The following is a 16,093-nucleotide window of genomic DNA, read 5'->3' on the forward strand; positions in this document are numbered from 1 at the left end:
AGGGGGCGTTGCCATGCCAACGCGCGGGTGGCAGCGTTGCAGGCGCAAACACCTCGCGGCATGGCTGGCGCGACAGCCCGCAGGCGATCAGGCCTGGTTGCCCGGTTTCTACTTGAATATCGTGGGAAACGAGAGGGATTATCGGGGCAAGTCATCCTCTCGTAACCCAATCAATCAGCTCTTCTATTTCCTCAGTGTTTTCATGCAAGTAATTAGCCAAGACATGAGTTGCAATATTTTCTCCGTCGATCTTGGTCAATTTGTCTTGCTCTACGTGCAGGATCAATAATTCAAGGTCTTGCTGGATTAAAAAACCGGGCCCAAGGCTTATTTCCTTGGTAAGGATGCTGATTAACTTGCTTTTTATTTCTGATAATCTCATGGTTGATTCCCGTCTGAGCTTGCCTTCGCCGCTGAATGAGTGTTTTTGCGAGATGAGGAAAATCAGTCAGTACCTGAGGAGTGAAGGTGGGTAGCGTCGGGCAGCAGGATTGCGGTCAAACCGTTTTACGCAGAAGGTATGGTCGCCCTTCCCGAACGACAGCAATTCCGACTCCGGGACGTCAATGCCGGCTTTGCGTGCAAGCTGGTGGGTAAGATATTCCCAGAGGCCCCAGTCATGAGTGTCATTTCTTCCCGGGAACTTGGCCAGCCATAGTGAGTGGTCCCTCTCCGCGAAGACGGCCTTGGGCCGTGTGCCGCCCAGGGATGAACCTGGCGCAACCAGTATGCTCAGCCAGTGTTCATACTCCGGTTTGTCTTCCGCGTTATCGTCGTCCAGCTCCAGGGCAATGGCAGAGAGTGTTTTCAGGCTGGTGACAGGGGGCACTGCATAGGTGGTGTCATCATCCAGAAAGTTTCCCCCCGGGTAGCAGAACCGGAGTGCACCGCTACGCGTGAAGTCGTGAACCCCGAGCATCAGTTCCAGACCCGATAGCAGCTTTGGGCTGCGCTGTACTGCTTTTGCCTTCAGTACTTCCTGGCGCTGAATCAGTTTGCTGCCCCAGCGGTCAGGCGCCGAGTCCAGGAATACGCCGAAGCCTCGTTCTGAAGCCGGATGTTGGTCACCGACGCACAGGTCAAGGCGAGGGTCCAGCATGAAGCAGTTTTTGTTTCCCAGCCAATCTTCGGTATATGCAAACGGTGGAGCAAGGCCTGTCTGCTGCATGTTTGGATACAGCGTGCCGATCTGAATGCGCTCGCAGATTTCCGGCGCATCGAGCCAGACCTGCAGGCCAACCCTTGCTGTCCTTTGTGTCGGCATCGGTGTTCAATCCTTTTTCCTGTCGCGGATTCGTGGCGGCGGGGGGATCGCCGGACAGGAGGGGTGTGGTTCAGCCGGGGCTTGCCCGCGTAGCCCGCCCATCGACGCCATGTCCTGCAGCTTGCGGCCCAGTTCATCATCCCTGGCCAGCGCATCGAGATTGTCCTCCAGACCCAGCACGCGCAGGGCGCGCAGGTAGGTACCCAGCGACACGCCGGGGTCGCCGTCTTCCACCCTTTGCAGGGTATTCCTGGAAACGCCGATGCGTTCGGCAAACAGCGTTGCCGACAGCTTGCGGCGGTTACGTGCCAGCTGCAGTCGCTCGCCGAATGATCTGGCGATTCTCTGCAGCGCCGGAGACAGGGGGGGATGTGTGCGGGCCATGGTGTCACCTCACGGCAGAGGATGAAGACGCTTTCATCATACGGGGCAGCAAGAGTATTTGCTAAATACATTGAGCAAAAACATGATTTTTGCTCAATGTATTTAGCAAATCAGTGTCAAAAACCAGATCGCCACCAGCTCGAATTTGACGATTGAAGCGAACGCTTCGGTCAGGGGGTGACTCCTGATCCGGGCATGGAACGGGCGCCGTCAGCCTTGCGCCTGCCAAATCGGCCCCCCGTTCATAACCCCTCAGTCTGGCCAGACGGGCTTGTCCGCACACATCACGCCGTCTTCGATGGTGCGGGTCGACATGCTGCCGGCCATTGCCTGAATCACGATGTAATGGAGATCTTCCCGCGACTGGTTGCGCCAGGAGCGAACCCCTTCCGGTGCGACGCGAATTACGCTGCCTTCCTGTACGTCGATGACCGTGCCGTCAACCAGGAACTGGCCATGCCCCTTGAGGAAGATATACAGCTCCTCATGCGCAGTATGCGTGTGGCTGAACGGCATGCTTTGCCCAGGCCCCAGCTTGTTGATCGAGACTTCCATACTGCCCAGGGCGAGCGCTTCTTTCAGGAACAGCTTGCCCGGATAACCACGCCCCTTGCCCCGCGGGTGAAAGAACTGGTAGTGATCGAGGTCGCTGAATGCGCCGATATGCGAGCCGGAGAAGTGCTGGCCATGGGTGACGTCGAGTTGGGTAGCGCTCATGGTTTTCCTTGCATGAAAAAGTATGCATATACACATATCTGGAGAAAAAATTACTCTCCCACTTTTTGCACCAGCTGAAACACGGTACGGGTCAAGCTGTCCAGATCCACGTCATGCGCGAGCCTGGCGAACTCCTGTTGCGCGCTTTTCCACAGCGGTTCGGCCTGTTCCAGATGTTGCCGGCCGGTGGGGGTGATGCTCCAGCAGCGCTTGCGGCGGTCGTCTCCCGTCGTGACGGCGATCCAGCCATTTTCCTGGATGATCTTCAGGGTCCGGGTGAGGGTGGTGCTGTCCATCGCCAGGGCCTCGGCGAGGCTGCCTGTGCTCAGGCCGGGGCATGCCGCCAGCAGCTTCAGGATGCCGAATTGCGTGATGGTGATGCCTGAAGGCTTGAGCTTCTGGTCGTACAGCTGGGTGACGACTCGCGATGCTTGCCGGAGGGAGCCGCAGTAGCAGGGCAGGCGGATGGCTTTCATGTCGCACTTCTTGTCGATGTTGCCATGGATTGTATGTGCATATACATATATTTCACAACAACAGGCGGAAGCCTGCATTTCGCTGCGCCGGTCAGGCCATCGAAGCCCGGTGTGGTGGCCGGGAAGGCCGGGTTCAGGAAGTTGACGACGCTTTGACCTGCAGGGAGACAATCAGGGGGGTATGTCAAAGATCCCCCGCCTTGGCTGTTACATAAGCCTGATGCGGGTGTTTGGCGCTTTCCGGGTAACGGAAGCGCAGTTCGCCATCGCGCACCATGGGAATCAGATGCTTGTTGCGCAGATAATGCCGATCCTGGCCAGGCAGGGTTGCAAGCTGGTCCCCCGTCATCGGAGCCCAGGCGCAGAGGCTGCGGATAGCTTCTCGCAGGGCTGTCCCCGTGGTGCGGCCTTTCAGGGTTGCAAGAAAGGTTGCAAGCTCAAGGTTGCAACCCTCACCTTCCCGTTGCAGAAGGTGACCTCGGAGATGCCCACCTTGCGGCAGACCTCCGCGACCGTGGCGCCCGACTCCGCCTGACGCAGCGTGAAGGCAATCTGCTCTTCCGTGAACTTCGATTTTTTCATGACAAATCTCCTGCCCGGATGGGCTCAAATTTGCCAGAAATCCCTACTTCTCACCGCTACGGTTTTTCGGGAGGAGGTCACATGATGGGCCAAAGAAAGTGAAGAAAGCCACCTTTGTAGGTGGCTTTCTTCATGAGCAAATCCCGCGAAATTTAGGTTTTTGGGAAAAACCTGGAAGATCGCGGGATGATCCTTCACCCTCAAATATCAATATTCCGCGCAATCAGCGCATTGCTCTCGATAAAGGCCCGGCGTGGTTCGACCTGGTCGCCCATCAGCGTGGTGAACACGTCGTCGGCCGCCATGGCGTCCTCAATGCGCACCTTCAGCAGGCGGCGCACGGTCGGGTCCATGGTCGTATCCCACAGCTGGGCCGGGTTCATCTCGCCCAGGCCTTTGTAGCGCTGGATATTGATGCCGCGACGGACTTCGTTCATCAGCCAGTTCAGTGCCTCGTCGAAGCTGGCGACCAGGCGGCCGGCGGTTTCGCCGCGCTTGATGGCGGCGCCGGGGCCGATCAGGCCGGCCAGCATGTCGCTGGTCTTTCTGACCTGCGCGTAGTCGGCGCTGTCGATAAAGCTCTGGTCGAGGTAGGTCGTGATCGCGTTGCCGTGCAGGTGGCGGATGATGCGCACCAGCCAGCCGTCGTTCTTCTCGTCATGGACGGCTTCGAGCGAGATCGGAGACTCGGCCAGCACCGGCGTCAGCGCGGCGATGGCCGCGCGGGTGTCGGCCTCGGTTTCCAGGCTGATGCTCGGCACGTGCAGCAGGGCATTCAGCACCAGCGTGTCGATGACGCGGCTTTCGCGTTCGATGACTGCCTGTGCGACCAGGAACTGGCGTGCCAGCGCACCGAGTGCGTCACCGCTGATCGGGTCGGCGCCTTCGCGCGGGATCAGGCGGGCGTTGTCGAGCGCCAGTTCGAGCAGGAACTGGTTCAGTTCGCTGTCGTCCTTCAGGTAGCGCTCCTGCTTGCCGTGCTTGAGTTTGTACAGCGGCGGCTGGGCGATGTAGATGTGGCCGCGTTCGACCAGCTCCGGCATCTGCCGGTAGAAGAAGGTCAGCAGCAGCGTGCGGATGTGGGCACCGTCGACGTCGGCGTCGGTCATGATGATGATGCGGTGGTAGCGCAGCTTGTCCGGGTTGTAGTCGTCCTTGCCGATCGAGGTGCCCATGGCGGTGATCAGCGTGGCGACTTCCTGGCTGGCGATCATCTTGTCGAAGCGCGCGCGCTCGACGTTGAGGATCTTGCCCTTCAGCGGCAGGATGGCCTGGAACTTGCGGTCGCGGCCCTGTTTGGCCGAGCCGCCGGCGGAGTCGCCCTCCACCAGGTACAGTTCGGACAGCGCCGGGTCCTTCTCCTGGCAGTCGGCCAGTTTGCCCGGCAGGCCGAGTCCGTCCATCACCCCCTTGCGGCGGGTGATTTCACGCGCCTTGCGCGCCGCTTCGCGGGCACGGGCGGCCTCGACGATCTTGCCGGTGACGATTTTGGCGTCGACCGGGTTTTCGAGCAGGAACTCGGACAGCGTCTGACCGATGATTTCGTTGATCACCGGACTGATTTCGCTGGAGACAAGCTTGTCCTTGGTTTGGGAGCTGAACTTCGGATCAGGCAACTTGACCGACAGGACGCAGGTCAGGCCTTCGCGCATATCGTCACCACTGGTCTCGACCTTGGCCTTCTTGGCGATCTCGTTGTGCTCGATATACTGGTTGAGGGTTCGCGTCATCACCTGGCGCAGTGCGGTCAGGTGCGAGCCGCCGTCGCGTTGCGGGATGTTGTTGGTGAAGCACTGGACGTTCTCCTGATAGGAGTCGTTCCACTGCATTGCCACCTCGACCGTCATGCCTTCCTTCTCGCCGATGGCGTGGAACACCTTCGGGTGCAGCGCGGTCTTGTTGCGGTTCATGTACTCGACAAAGCCGGCCACGCCGCCGCAGAAGGCGAAGTTCTCTTCCTTGCCGTTGCGACGGTCCGCCAGCGTGATGCCGACGCCGTTGTTCAGGAAGCTCAGTTCGCGGATGCGCTTGGCGAGGATGTCGTAATGGAACTCGACCGTGCCGAAGATTTCCTGGCTGGCGTAGAAGGTGACTTCGGTGCCGCGATGGGTGGTCTGGCCGGTGACCTTCAGCGGTGCGACCGGTTCGCCATGGCGGAACTCCATTTCATGGACCTTGCCGTCACGCCAGATCTTCAGTCGCAGCCAGTCGGACAGTGCGTTGACCACCGACACGCCGACGCCGTGCAGACCGCCGGAGATCTTGTAGCTGTTGTTGTCGAATTTGCCGCCGGCATGCAGCACGGTCATGATGACTTCGGCTGCCGAGCGGTTTTCTTCGGTGTGGATGTCGGTCGGGATGCCGCGGCCGTTGTCCTCGACCGAGATCGAGTTGTCCGGGTTGATGGTGACGCGCACCGTGTCGGCGTGGCCGGCCAGCGCCTCGTCGATGGAGTTGTCCAGCACCTCGAACACCATGTGGTGCAGGCCGGTGCCATCCGAGGTATCGCCGATGTACATGCCAGGACGCTTGCGTACCGCGTCCAGCCCCTTCAACACCTTGATACTGTCTGCACCGTATTCCTGTTCACTCATCACTCTACTCGATTCGGTCGGTTGTTCATGGACAGCGCGCGGGCGTCCGTGGCTTGGCGGGGCAGGCCCCGCCGGGATTCCGCAATGGTCGTTGCGACGGCCGGGCACTGCGCCCCGCCTGCGTTCACCGCGGTCTGTCCGTTGCTGTCCTTGTGCCTGGCGGCTGCCCGCTCAGGCGATACATCGCCCGGGTCGTTGACCAGAGCCCGGGCGGTTGGGGCAGGGCGGGGCGGAAAATCCGCCGCCGCACCTGCTCGATGCTGTCGATGGTCTGACGGCGGGCTAGATGCGCATCGGCATCACGATGTACTTGAAGTTCGGGTTTTCCGGGATGGTCACCAGCGTGCTGCGGTTCGCATCGCCAAAGGCCAGCTGCAGCGTGTCGACGTGCAGCGCGGCCAGCGCATCCTGCAGATAGGCGATGTTGAAGCCGATCTCCAGGCTGTCGCCGACGTAGCCGATTTCCAGTTCTTCCTCGGCTTCTTCCTGCTCGCTGTTGTTGCACTGGATCGACATCTTGCCGGTCTGCAGGGCGATGCGGACGCCACGGAACTTCTCGTTGGCCAGAATCGCCGCCCGGCCCAGCGCCTGCTGGAATGCCTGACGTTCGATCAGGAAAATCTTGTCGTTGTCGAGCGGGATCACCCGGTTGTAGTCCGGGAACTTGCCGTCGACGACCTTGCTGATGATTACCGTGCCGCCAAAGGCGAAGCGCACCTGGTTGGCCAGCAGCTCGATCTGGATTTCCTCGTCGTTGTCGGCCAGCAGCTTGGCCAGTTCGAGGATGGTCTTGCGCGGCAGGATCACTTCGGCCTTCGGCAGGTTTGCCTCGACCGTGGTCTGCGCGAACGCCAGACGGTGGCCGTCGGTGGCCACCAGCTTGACCAGATTGCCGTCGGTCACGAACAGCAGTCCGTTCAGGTAATAACGGATGTCCTGCACCGCCATCGCGTACTGGACCTGCGACAGCAGCGCCTTGAATTCCTTCTGCGCCAGCGTCAGGCTGGCCTGGGCGTCGTGCGACACCGACAGCAGCGGAAAGTCGTCGGCCGGCAGCGTCTGCAGGTTGAAGCGGCTCTTGCCGGCCTTGACCGTCAGGCGGCCGTCGTCATGATCGAGCGATACGGTCTGGTGATCCGGGATGGCGCGCAGGATGTCCGAGAATTTCTTCGCCGAGGTGGTCAGGCGGAAGTCACCACCGGCCAGTGAGTCCGGGCTGGCGTGGGTGATCTGGATTTCCAGGTCGGTCGCGAGAAAGGTCAGCGTGTCGCCTTTCTTTTCGATCAGCACGTTGGCCAGAATCGGCAAGGTATGGCGCCGCTCGACGATGCCGGTGACGGCCTGGAGCGGTTTTAGCAGGGCGTCGCGATCGGCTTGCAAAATCTGCATGTCAGTTGACTCCTCGTCTGGAGATGGAATTCAGGGGGCTCAGTTGCGCAACATCTGGAGCAGAACATTGTAATCGCGGGAGATGTCACTGTCCGACTCGCGCAAGTCGGCCACGGTGCGGCACGCATGCAGCACCGTGGTGTGATCCCGTCCGCCAAAGGCGTCACCGATATTCGGCAGGCTCAGCGGCGTCAATTCCTTGGCCAGCGCCATCGCGACCTGGCGCGGCCGGGCGATGTCACGGCTGCGCTTCTTGCTGTGCATGTCGGACAGCTTGATCTTGTAGTAGTCGGCAACCGTCTTCTGGATGTTGTCGACGGAAATCTGCCGGTTGCCGGCGGCCAGGATGTCTTTCAGCGCTTCCTTGACCAGTTCCAGCGAAATCGGCTGGTTCGAGAAGCGCGAATAGGCGACAACGCGCTTCAGCGCGCCTTCAAGCTCGCGCACGTTCGAACGCACGTTCTGGGCGATGAAGAACGCCACATCGTTGCCGAGCTTCAGGTTGTCGGCCTCGGCCTTCTTCATCAGGATGGCGACGCGCATTTCCAGCTCAGGCGGCTGGATCTCGACCGTCAGGCCCCACGAGAAGCGCGAGATCAGGCGTTCGTCCATGCCTTCTATCTGCTTCGGGTAGGTATCACAGGTCATGATCACCTGCTTGCCGCCTTCGAGCAGCGCGTTGAACGCGTAGAAGAACTCTTCCATGGTCCGGTTCTTGCCGGCGAAGAACTGGATATCGTCGATCAGCAGCAGGTCGAGCGAGTGGTAGTAGCGCTTGAACTCGTCGAAGGCCTTGTGCTGGTAGGCGCGCATGATGTCGGCGACGTAGCGCTCGGCATGGATGTAGCGGATCTTGGCCTGCGGGTTCTTCTGGAATACGTGGTTGCCGATGGCCTGGATCAAGTGAGTCTTGCCGAGGCCGACGCCGCCGTAGACGAAGAACGGGTTGTAGGTCGAATCACCGGGATTGTCGGCGATCTGCAGCGCAGCGGCGCGGGCGAGCTGGTTGCCCTTGCCGGTGACCAGGCTTTCAAAGGTGAAGGCCGGGTTCAGCCGCGTGCTTTCGTGCCCGCCGCCGATGGCCGGTTTGGGCGCGGTCATCCGTGGCTGCTGGGTGTGGGTGGACTCGGCCGGGATCTGGACGTCGCCGGTTTCCGAACTGACGGCGGCGCGGCGCGGGGCTTTTTCGCCCGGGGTCGTCGTGGCGGCGGCACCGCCGATACGCAGTTCCACCGACACGGCGTCGCCGAACAGCGCCTCCGCCAGGGTCTCGATGCGGGCCAGGAAGCGGTCCTTGACGAAGCCGAGCGAAAAGCGGTTTTGCGCGTACAGCACCACGCCCTCGTCGCTGACGACGCAGACGAGAGGCTTGATCCAGGTGTTGAACTGCTGCGGCGACAGCTCGGCCTCGAAACGGGCCAGGCACTGTGGCCAGAAGGCGGAGAGATCGGTCATTGGCAAACGTTCGGCGTTACGGGAACGCGGGGAAACAATCGGCAGGTGTTGTGGCATACCGCCGGTCAATCAAGCATTCTACCTTGTAACCGGGAAGTTATCCACAGCCATGAATCCGTTAAATGGTTGACAAGACAGCGATCTCCGGCTGTAATCTCTCGTTTATTTTCTGTTCCGAACATAGGGTATCGAGATGAAGCGCACCTTCCAACCGTCCGTCGTGAAGCGCAAACGCACCCACGGCTTCCGCGTCCGTATGAAGACCCGTGGTGGTCAGAGCGTCATTGGCGCCCGCCGTGCCAAGGGCCGCAAGCGCCTGGCCGTCTAAGCGTTCAGGCCCCGTGGCCTTTCGCTTTCGCCGCGCGCAGCGTCTGCTGAAAACGGATGAATTTTCATCCGTTTTTCGTTTGCGCCAGATGCGAACCAACGCCTGGTTTCAGGTCTACGTCAGTCCCAACACGCTCGGGCATGCCCGGCTGGGGCTGGTCGTCGGCAAGAAGACGGCCAAGCGGGCAGTACGCCGCAACTACATCAAGCGCTCAGTCCGCGAGATCTTTCGCCAGCACCCGGCCCGCCTGACGTCGTTCGACTTTGTCGTCCGCGCCAGAACGGCGTTCGGTCCCGCCGAACGTGCCGAGGTGGAGCAGGCGTTAGCGGCTTTGTTTGCCAGGTTGTCGACATGTCGCGTATCGTCCTCGCGCTGATTCGTTTCTACCAATTGGCCATCAGTCCGCTGATCCCGCCGCGCTGCCGTTTCCAGCCCACCTGTTCGCAGTACGCGATCGAGGCGGTCCGGAAATACGGCGTGCGCAAGGGTGGCTGGCTGGCGCTTAAACGGCTCGGCCGTTGTCGCCCTGGTGGCGGCTGCGGCTACGACCCGGTTCCTTGAATCCCTCACCCGGTTACGAGATGGATACCAAACGTCTTATCGTTTTCATCGCGTTGTCCTTCGGCCTCCTGTTTGTCTGGCAGGAATACTTTGCGCCGAAGCCTGCGCCGAAACCCGCCGTCGTGACGACGCATACCGCATCCGGCGTGACGACGACGTCCGGCGCACCGGCTGCGACGGCTGACGCGTCCGCGAACCTGGCCAGGGGCCAGAGCGTGGAAGTCACCACCGACATGGTGCGCGCGCGCATCGATACCGCCGGTGGCGATGTCCGCAGCCTGGACCTGCTGCAACAGGGTTCGGTCGACGACCCGTCCAAGCCGCTGACGCTGCTGACCGACCAGGGGGGACGCACCTATGTCGCCCAGAGCGGCCTGCTGTCGCCGGTGGTCGGCCTGCCGACGCACAAGACCGTGTTCAGCGTCGAAAAGACCCAGTACACGCTGGCCGATGGCCAGAACAGCGTGTCGGTCACGCTGGTTGCGCCGCCGGAAAACGGGGTGCAGGTCAGGAAGACCTTCACCTTCACCCGTGGCTCGTACCTGATCGACGTCCGTTACGACATCCATAACGAAACCGGCCGGCCGCTGCCCGCCAGCGCCTACTACCGGCTGCTGCGCGACGGCAAGGCACCGGAAGGCGAAGGCCGCTTCGCGCACACCTTCACCGGCCCGGCGGTCTATACCGACGCCGGCAAGTTCCAGAAGGTGGCCTTCGAGGACCTGGACAAGCACAAGGCCAGCTACGAGAAGAACTCGGACAACGGCTGGGTGGCCATGCTGCAGCACTACTTCGCCAGCGCGTGGATCCTCAAGACCACCGACGGCAAAAGCGTCTGCATCAACGCCCAGAGCTGCCAGTTCGAGCTGAAGCCGGTTGCGGGCGGCCTGTACTCGGCCGGCGTGGTCGTCAACCTGCCGGTCATCGCACCGGGGGCGACGCAGACCATCTCGGTGCCGCTGTATGCCGGTCCGGAAGAGACCAGGGTGCTGAAAGCTACCGCGCCGGGTCTGGAACTGACCAAGGACTACGGCTGGGTGACCATTATCGCCACGCCGCTGTTCTGGCTGCTGCAGACCCTGCATGGTCTGGTCGGCAACTGGGGCTGGGCGATCGTGCTGCTGACGGTCATCGTCAAGGCGGTGCTGTATCCGCTGTCGGCCACCAGCTACCGCTCGATGGCGAAGATGAAGGCGCTTGCGCCGCGCATGGAACGTCTGAAGGCGCAGTTCGGCGACGATCGTGCCAAGTTCCAGCAGGCGATGATGGAGATGTACAAGGCCGAGAAGGTCAACCCGCTCGGCGGCTGCCTGCCGATCGTGGTGCAGATCCCGGTGTTCATCGGCCTGTACTGGGCGCTGCTGGCGTCGGTGGAACTGCGTCAGGCGCCGTGGCTCGGCTGGGTGCATGACCTGACCCGTCCGGACCCGTTCTACATCCTGCCGGTGCTGATGGCTGCGACCACCTTCGCGCAGACCTTCCTCAACCCGCCGCCGACCGATCCGATGCAGGCGAAGATGATGAAGATCATGCCGCTGGCGTTCTCGGTGATGTTCTTCTTCTTCCCGTCGGGCCTGGTGCTCTACTGGCTGACCAACAACATCCTGTCGATCGCCCAGCAGTGGTTCGTCAACAAGAACATCGAGAAGGCCGCTGCGGTCGAGCGAAACTCCTGATGCGTGACGTCCGCGCGCCGGTCTGACCGGCGCGACCGCAAACGCCCGTTCCCTTGCCGGAACGGGCGTTTGCCATTCATTTCCTTGTGCCGTGCCGCACGGCCCATGAAACAATAAGACCATGAACACCCTCTACGCCCCCGAAACCATCGCCGCCGTCGCCACCGCCCCCGGGCGGGGCGGCGTCGGCGTCATCCGTGTGTCCGGCCCGTCGCTGCAAGCGTTCGCCCAGGTCATTTCCGGCGGCAAGTCGCCGCTGCCGCGCCGGGCGCTGTATGCCAACTTTGTCGACGCCGATGGCCGCGCCATCGACAGCGGACTGCTGCTGTACTTCCCGGGGCCGAACTCGTTTACCGGCGAGGACGTGATCGAACTGCAGGGCCACGGCGGCCCGGTGGTGCTGAAGATGCTGCTGGCGCGCTGCATGGAACTGGGCGCGCGGCTGGCGGAGCCGGGCGAGTTCACCAAGCGGGCGTTCCTGAACGAGAAGCTCGATCTGGTCGAGGCCGAAAGCGTGGCCGACCTGATCGATGCGCAGAGCGAGGCCGCCGCACGCTCGGCGCTGATGTCGCTGAAGGGGGCGTTCTCGCGTGACGTGAATGCGCTGGTCGACACGCTGATCGAGCTGCGCATGCTGACCGAGGCCACGCTCGACTTCCCTGAGGAAGACGATGTCGAGTGGCTGGAAAAGGCCAATGCGCTGGGCCGGCTGGCGGCAGTGCGCTCGCGCCTGGATGGCGTGCTGGCCACCGCCCGTCAGGGTGCGCTGCTGCGCGAGGGCATGCGGGTGGTGCTGATCGGCCAGCCGAATGTCGGCAAGTCCAGTCTGATGAACGCGCTGGCCGGCGACGAGGTCGCCATCGTCACCGAGGTGGCCGGCACCACTCGTGACACCGTGCGCGAACAGGTGGTGCTGGACGGGGTGCCGGTGCACATCATCGACACTGCCGGTCTGCGCGACACGGCCGACGTGGTGGAAAAAATCGGTATCGAACGTACCTGGGCCGCCGTGGACCAGGCCGATCTGGCGCTGCTGCTGATCGACGGTCGCGACGGCGTGACCGCCGACGATGCCGCCATCCTCGCCCGCCTGCCGGACCGCCTGCCGCGGGTGGTCGTGTTCAACAAGATCGACCTCAGCGGCGAGGCCGCCGGCCTGAGCGAAGGCGACGGCCATCAGATCGTCCACCTGTCGGCCCGCTCGGGGGCGGGGGTCGACGTGCTGCGCCATGTGCTGCTCGATGCCATCGGCTGGCAGGGCGAACGCGAGGGCCTGTACCTGGCCCGCGAGCGCCACCTCGACGCCATCCGTCGCGCCAGCGCGGAACTGGACGCCGCCCAGGACGCCTACGGGCTGGCCGCCGAGCTGTTCGCCGAGCACCTGCGCCGCGCGCAGGAGGCATTGTCGGAGATCACCGGCGAGTTCCGGGCCGACGACCTGCTCGGGGTGATTTTCAGCCGGTTCTGCATCGGAAAATAATTTTATGTCCCATGGGATCCCGGGACATCCATTAATCCTGTGAAAACCAGCGACTAGTCGGCCTATTTGTCCTGCAGAATCCCGGTATGTCCGTGGACATCCAGCCACTTTAGGTACACGCTTTGGTACACAAATGACTGGGTTTTGGTTATTGTGTACCTACGAGTGAGTAACCGAGAGCTGCCATGCCACGCCAGTCTACCCCGCTGACCGATACCAAAATTAAGGCGCTGAAGCCCCGGGCTGAACGTTACCGGGTTAGCGATACCGGTGGGCTGTTGCTGGAAGTCATGCCGAGTGGTTCCAGAATCTGGCGATACCGCTACCAACAGTACGGTGTCCGCCAGCCGGCACTGACCATCGGTAGCTATCCGGATATCAGCCTGGCTGCTGCCCGCAGGCAGAGGGATGCCTGGGCTGCTCTGGTGGCTAACGGGGAGTCACCCAAACGAGCAGTGCAGAAAGACAAGCTTGAGCGGCTGAACACGGTTGCTGCTTTTGCAGAGGCATGGATTGCTGAGCAGTTACCAGGCAAGTCTGATAGTTACCAGTCGACCATGCGACGTATTCTGGTCAAGGACGTCTTACCCAGACTGGGTGACATGCCTCTGAGAGAGGTAAAACCCGCTGACATCCTTGAGCTGTGTGACCGGATCAAGTCCCGTGGAGCACCCAAAATGGCGCTACTCACCCGCAATGTACTCAAGCGGATGTATGACTTTGCTATCGCCAGGCAGTTGGTGGACTACAACCCCGCTGCCTCCCTGGTGGCTCGCTTCATCGCAACGGAAGAAAGCCGGACTCGGGTTTTGTCTGGAAAAGAGATTGGTGAGGTCCTGCGAGGGGTGTATGCCTCGGATATTCGCCGGTCGCTGAAACTGGCCCTTCACCTTCTGGCCATCACGATGGTGCGTAAAACCGAGCTGACAAACTCGAAGTGGGAAGAGGTCGACCTTGAGGCCGGGGTCTGGGACATTCCGGCCGAACGCATGAAAAGAGACCGACCTCACCGGGTCTATCTGTCACAACAAGCCAAAGATCTGTTGCAAGAGCTGCGAAATCTGTCTGGCCGATCTGCCTATTTGTTCCCCAGCTCTCGCGGGGCGGTAGACCGTCCGATTTCCAGTAGCACGTTGAACCAGGCCATCCGGGCCCTGGCACTGGAAGTACAGCACTTTGTCCTGCATGACTTCCGTCGCACCGCTTCGACTCACCTGCATGAGATGGGTTATCCATCCGATGCCATAGAGAAAGCTCTTGCCCACAAGATCCCTGGTATCAAGGGCGTGTACAACCGTGCAGAGTATGCCGAGCAACGTCGGCTCATTTTGCAGGCCTGGGCTGACTTTGTTCAGGGGCAAGTCGAGGGAAGTAGGATCGTGCCTTGAGTGCTTTGGGGTCCTTTCCCACAGGTGTGGGCAGTTCTATGACCTCGCACGTGCTATGGTGCTCGTGGCGCTGGTCTTCCTTCCCGCCGACGAAGGTCAATTCAAGTGCAGCACCAGGAGTGGGCCAGTAAGCGTTAATGACCTCTCGCCTTCCCTCTGTATGGTGGCTTGGCCACCATGCCAGCGAGGGCAAGATTGCCGATGTTGCGGAGACCACCGGCCGGTGGTCTGCCAAAGCAGCCTTCTGAACTGGATGGGTACGTCGGCTGCTATATGATGCTCACCAACCATGGGATAAATCGCCCCATCCTTGGACCTCAGGAAAAGTGCAGTTACTATAGGGGCTATCCTCTTGCATTGGGCGTGGGTCTTGCCTGAAAATCACTCGCATTTTGAATGCCAATGACATAAAATCAACAATCAATAAAGTGAACTTGGCACTTGAAACAATTTTATTGAACACTTCCTGTATACAAAATGCTCTCGCTACAAGCAGACCTTTCTCGCCCAAGCTCTACGTCTGATAGTTGGGGGCGCTACTACACTGTGGACTGGGTGAGCCAGTGTCTTATAGGCGAAATGCATATTCATGACCCCAGTGTCATAGTAGAGCTCGGCGCTGGCCGTGGCGCACTGGCAACTGCGGCTGGCGACAAGTGGCACAATGCCGAGATCATCACTGTTGATATGGATTATTCTTCTGCGCATTTTCTAAATCAATTGGCTAAGCGTAAGCTTGGCAGCTTTACGCATTATGTACATGATGCGTTAGATGATGATCTGGCAAATCAAATTGGCCTTCCACTAGGCAGTGTTGATGTAGCAGTTTGCAACCCTCCCTACGTTAGACCACGCTGGCGCTCAAGCTTTAGCCACATTCTTGAGGATGCGGGTTTGTCTGGTGCCTTGAAATCCATCCACGATGCTGGGGCTGACTTATTGTTTATCGCCCAGAATTTGAGGCTCCTCAGGCAAGGTGGAAAGCTTGGTTTAATTCTCCCTGACGGACTAATCACGGCAGAAAAATTCGCGGGAGTTAGACGTAACTTATTGCGCGAGCATTTTGTTGAACAGGTCGTACAGCTCCCACGACGGGTGTTTGCTGGTACTGAAGCTCAAACCTATCTTGTCGTGCTGGCAAAGAAGAGTGGTGAAACAGACGCCGTTACACTTCGCCAAGTGGGTATGGATGGCATGGTGTCTGAACCGATTGCAATTACTGCTGACTTGGCTCAACGGCGCTTGGACTATGCATACCATGTGTCGGCTAGAGATCAGCCCCACCCCTACAGGGAGGGGAGTATTCAGTGTATCCGTGACATAACTTTAAACTTAACACGCGGGTCAATCAGCTCACACCAGATTTCGCAGTGCGGCTGGCCGGTATTTCACTTAAATGATTTTTCTGCTGGGGATTTAGTTGTGCCGAAGCGGTTCCGGCTGACTCAGCATATGCAAAATGGATTGCCAACACGCATAAGAGTTTCAATGCCTGGGGACATCTTAATTGCAAGAATTGGGCGAAACCTTCATGAGAAAATTGCCCTCGTTCAGCATGGCCCCTGCGTAGTCAGTGACTGCGTGTTTACTCTACGTGTAAGGGAGAAAGATCGGCTGCCTTTGATGGTATTTCTGACTAGTAAAAGCGGGCGTCGTGCGCTGGAGGCATCTGCGCACGGGGTCGGGGCTAGGTATTTGTCAACCTCTGACATACTAGATCTGGTGATAATAAAGTAAGCGGTCTGCTTAGTTGTTAGGGTTGAGCCGGTAGTTTATTTTTTCTTGTATTGACAAAGTGA

15 protein-coding genes and 1 pseudogene are annotated in these 16,093 nt (G+C 60.2%); 7 read left to right on the plus strand and 9 right to left on the minus strand.

The annotated features are described in order from the left end of the window. Positions 1-151 precede the first annotated feature (151 nt). The 9 genes and pseudogenes from ACYVG8_RS19160 to dnaA all read right to left on the minus strand — a co-directional run bounded on the left by ACYVG8_RS19160 (position 152) and on the right by dnaA (position 8,861). Entirely contained in the window at positions 152-382 is a 231-nt protein-coding gene (locus ACYVG8_RS19160; RefSeq protein WP_028500245.1) for a hypothetical protein, read from the minus strand. Between the two features lie 66 nt (positions 383-448). Beyond that, the gene (locus ACYVG8_RS19165) at positions 449-1,264 is read right to left on the minus strand and encodes a type II toxin-antitoxin system HipA family toxin (protein WP_460746623.1); all 816 of its coding nucleotides are present in this window, start codon (positions 1,262-1,264) and stop codon (positions 449-451) included. A gap of 6 nt (positions 1,265-1,270) precedes the next feature. Then, a complete protein-coding gene (locus ACYVG8_RS19170; protein ID WP_315385506.1) occupies positions 1,271-1,648 on the minus strand; it encodes a helix-turn-helix domain-containing protein in 378 nt (125 codons plus the stop codon). A gap of 252 nt (positions 1,649-1,900) precedes the next feature. After that, positions 1,901-2,365, minus strand: coding sequence for a cupin domain-containing protein (locus ACYVG8_RS19175; protein ID WP_460746625.1), 465 nt, complete (start codon positions 2,363-2,365; stop codon positions 1,901-1,903). Between the two features lie 50 nt (positions 2,366-2,415). Next, positions 2,416-2,841 carry a MarR family winged helix-turn-helix transcriptional regulator gene (locus ACYVG8_RS19180; RefSeq protein ID WP_158537466.1) on the minus strand — a complete coding sequence of 142 codons (426 nt, stop codon included), beginning with the start codon at positions 2,839-2,841 and terminating at the stop codon, positions 2,416-2,418. A 456-nt stretch (positions 2,842-3,297) separates the two neighbouring features. Then, positions 3,298-3,423 (minus strand): annotated as a pseudogene (locus ACYVG8_RS19185) (transposase); the annotation flags it as partial. 200 nt (positions 3,424-3,623) lie between these two features. Then, positions 3,624-6,017, minus strand: coding sequence for a DNA topoisomerase (ATP-hydrolyzing) subunit B (gyrB, locus tag ACYVG8_RS19190; RefSeq protein ID WP_028500699.1), 2,394 nt, complete (start codon positions 6,015-6,017; stop codon positions 3,624-3,626). Between the two features lie 282 nt (positions 6,018-6,299). Further along, positions 6,300-7,406, minus strand: a complete 1,107-nt coding sequence (gene dnaN / locus ACYVG8_RS19195) for a DNA polymerase III subunit beta (RefSeq protein WP_028500700.1) — start codon at positions 7,404-7,406, stop codon at positions 6,300-6,302. 39 nt (positions 7,407-7,445) lie between these two features. Continuing rightward, positions 7,446-8,861 carry a chromosomal replication initiator protein DnaA gene (gene dnaA, locus ACYVG8_RS19200; RefSeq protein WP_107888997.1) on the minus strand — a complete coding sequence of 472 codons (1,416 nt, stop codon included), beginning with the start codon at positions 8,859-8,861 and terminating at the stop codon, positions 7,446-7,448. Between the two features lie 193 nt (positions 8,862-9,054). Between dnaA and rpmH the strand changes: the two genes are divergently transcribed. From rpmH to ACYVG8_RS19235, 7 genes are all read left to right on the plus strand, one after another. Next, on the plus strand, positions 9,055-9,189 hold the full coding sequence (rpmH, locus tag ACYVG8_RS19205) for a 50S ribosomal protein L34 (RefSeq protein ID WP_028500702.1): 135 nt from the start codon (positions 9,055-9,057) through the stop codon (positions 9,187-9,189). A gap of 13 nt (positions 9,190-9,202) precedes the next feature. Next, on the plus strand, positions 9,203-9,565 hold the full coding sequence (gene rnpA / locus ACYVG8_RS19210; protein ID WP_028500703.1) for a ribonuclease P protein component: 363 nt from the start codon (positions 9,203-9,205) through the stop codon (positions 9,563-9,565). Next, complete coding sequence (gene yidD / locus ACYVG8_RS19215) at positions 9,541-9,750, plus strand: membrane protein insertion efficiency factor YidD (RefSeq protein WP_028500704.1); 210 nt, start codon at positions 9,541-9,543, stop codon at positions 9,748-9,750. Before rnpA ends, yidD begins: the two co-directional genes overlap by 25 nt. A 20-nt stretch (positions 9,751-9,770) precedes the next feature. Beyond that, a complete protein-coding gene (gene yidC, locus ACYVG8_RS19220) occupies positions 9,771-11,426 on the plus strand; it encodes a membrane protein insertase YidC (RefSeq protein WP_028500705.1) in 1,656 nt (551 codons plus the stop codon). A 121-nt stretch (positions 11,427-11,547) separates the two neighbouring features. Continuing rightward, entirely contained in the window at positions 11,548-12,906 is a 1,359-nt protein-coding gene (mnmE, locus tag ACYVG8_RS19225) for a tRNA uridine-5-carboxymethylaminomethyl(34) synthesis GTPase MnmE (RefSeq protein ID WP_028500706.1), read from the plus strand. Between the two features lie 185 nt (positions 12,907-13,091). Continuing rightward, the gene (locus ACYVG8_RS19230; protein ID WP_460746627.1) at positions 13,092-14,294 is read left to right on the plus strand and encodes a tyrosine-type recombinase/integrase; all 1,203 of its coding nucleotides are present in this window, start codon (positions 13,092-13,094) and stop codon (positions 14,292-14,294) included. A 477-nt stretch (positions 14,295-14,771) separates the two neighbouring features. Then, a complete protein-coding gene (locus ACYVG8_RS19235) occupies positions 14,772-16,031 on the plus strand; it encodes an N-6 DNA methylase (protein ID WP_460746629.1) in 1,260 nt (419 codons plus the stop codon). The last annotated feature ends 62 nt before the right edge of the window (positions 16,032-16,093 follow it).

This window comes from Microvirgula curvata (assembly GCF_054781615.1).

Excerpts from the sequence above, each read along its gene's own strand:
- ACYVG8_RS19160 (WP_028500245.1), bottom strand. The coding sequence starts at position 382 with ATGAGATTATCAGAAATAAAAAGCAAGTTAATCAGCATCCTTACCAAG.
- ACYVG8_RS19165 (WP_460746623.1), bottom strand. The coding sequence starts at position 1,264 with ATGCCGACACAAAGGACAGCAAGGGTTGGCCTGCAGGTCTGGCTCGAT.
- ACYVG8_RS19170 (WP_315385506.1), bottom strand. The coding sequence starts at position 1,648 with ATGGCCCGCACACATCCCCCCCTGTCTCCGGCGCTGCAGAGAATCGCC.
- ACYVG8_RS19175 (WP_460746625.1), bottom strand. The coding sequence starts at position 2,365 with ATGAGCGCTACCCAACTCGACGTCACCCATGGCCAGCACTTCTCCGGC.
- ACYVG8_RS19180 (WP_158537466.1), bottom strand. The coding sequence starts at position 2,841 with ATGAAAGCCATCCGCCTGCCCTGCTACTGCGGCTCCCTCCGGCAAGCA.
- gyrB (WP_028500699.1), bottom strand. The coding sequence starts at position 6,017 with ATGAGTGAACAGGAATACGGTGCAGACAGTATCAAGGTGTTGAAGGGG.
- dnaN (WP_028500700.1), bottom strand. The coding sequence starts at position 7,406 with ATGCAGATTTTGCAAGCCGATCGCGACGCCCTGCTAAAACCGCTCCAG.
- dnaA (WP_107888997.1), bottom strand. The coding sequence starts at position 8,861 with ATGACCGATCTCTCCGCCTTCTGGCCACAGTGCCTGGCCCGTTTCGAG.
- rpmH (WP_028500702.1), top strand. The coding sequence starts at position 9,055 with ATGAAGCGCACCTTCCAACCGTCCGTCGTGAAGCGCAAACGCACCCAC.
- yidD (WP_028500704.1), top strand. The coding sequence starts at position 9,541 with ATGTCGCGTATCGTCCTCGCGCTGATTCGTTTCTACCAATTGGCCATC.
- yidC (WP_028500705.1), top strand. The coding sequence starts at position 9,771 with ATGGATACCAAACGTCTTATCGTTTTCATCGCGTTGTCCTTCGGCCTC.
- mnmE (WP_028500706.1), top strand. The coding sequence starts at position 11,548 with ATGAACACCCTCTACGCCCCCGAAACCATCGCCGCCGTCGCCACCGCC.
- ACYVG8_RS19230 (WP_460746627.1), top strand. The coding sequence starts at position 13,092 with ATGCCACGCCAGTCTACCCCGCTGACCGATACCAAAATTAAGGCGCTG.
- ACYVG8_RS19235 (WP_460746629.1), top strand. The coding sequence starts at position 14,772 with ATGCTCTCGCTACAAGCAGACCTTTCTCGCCCAAGCTCTACGTCTGAT.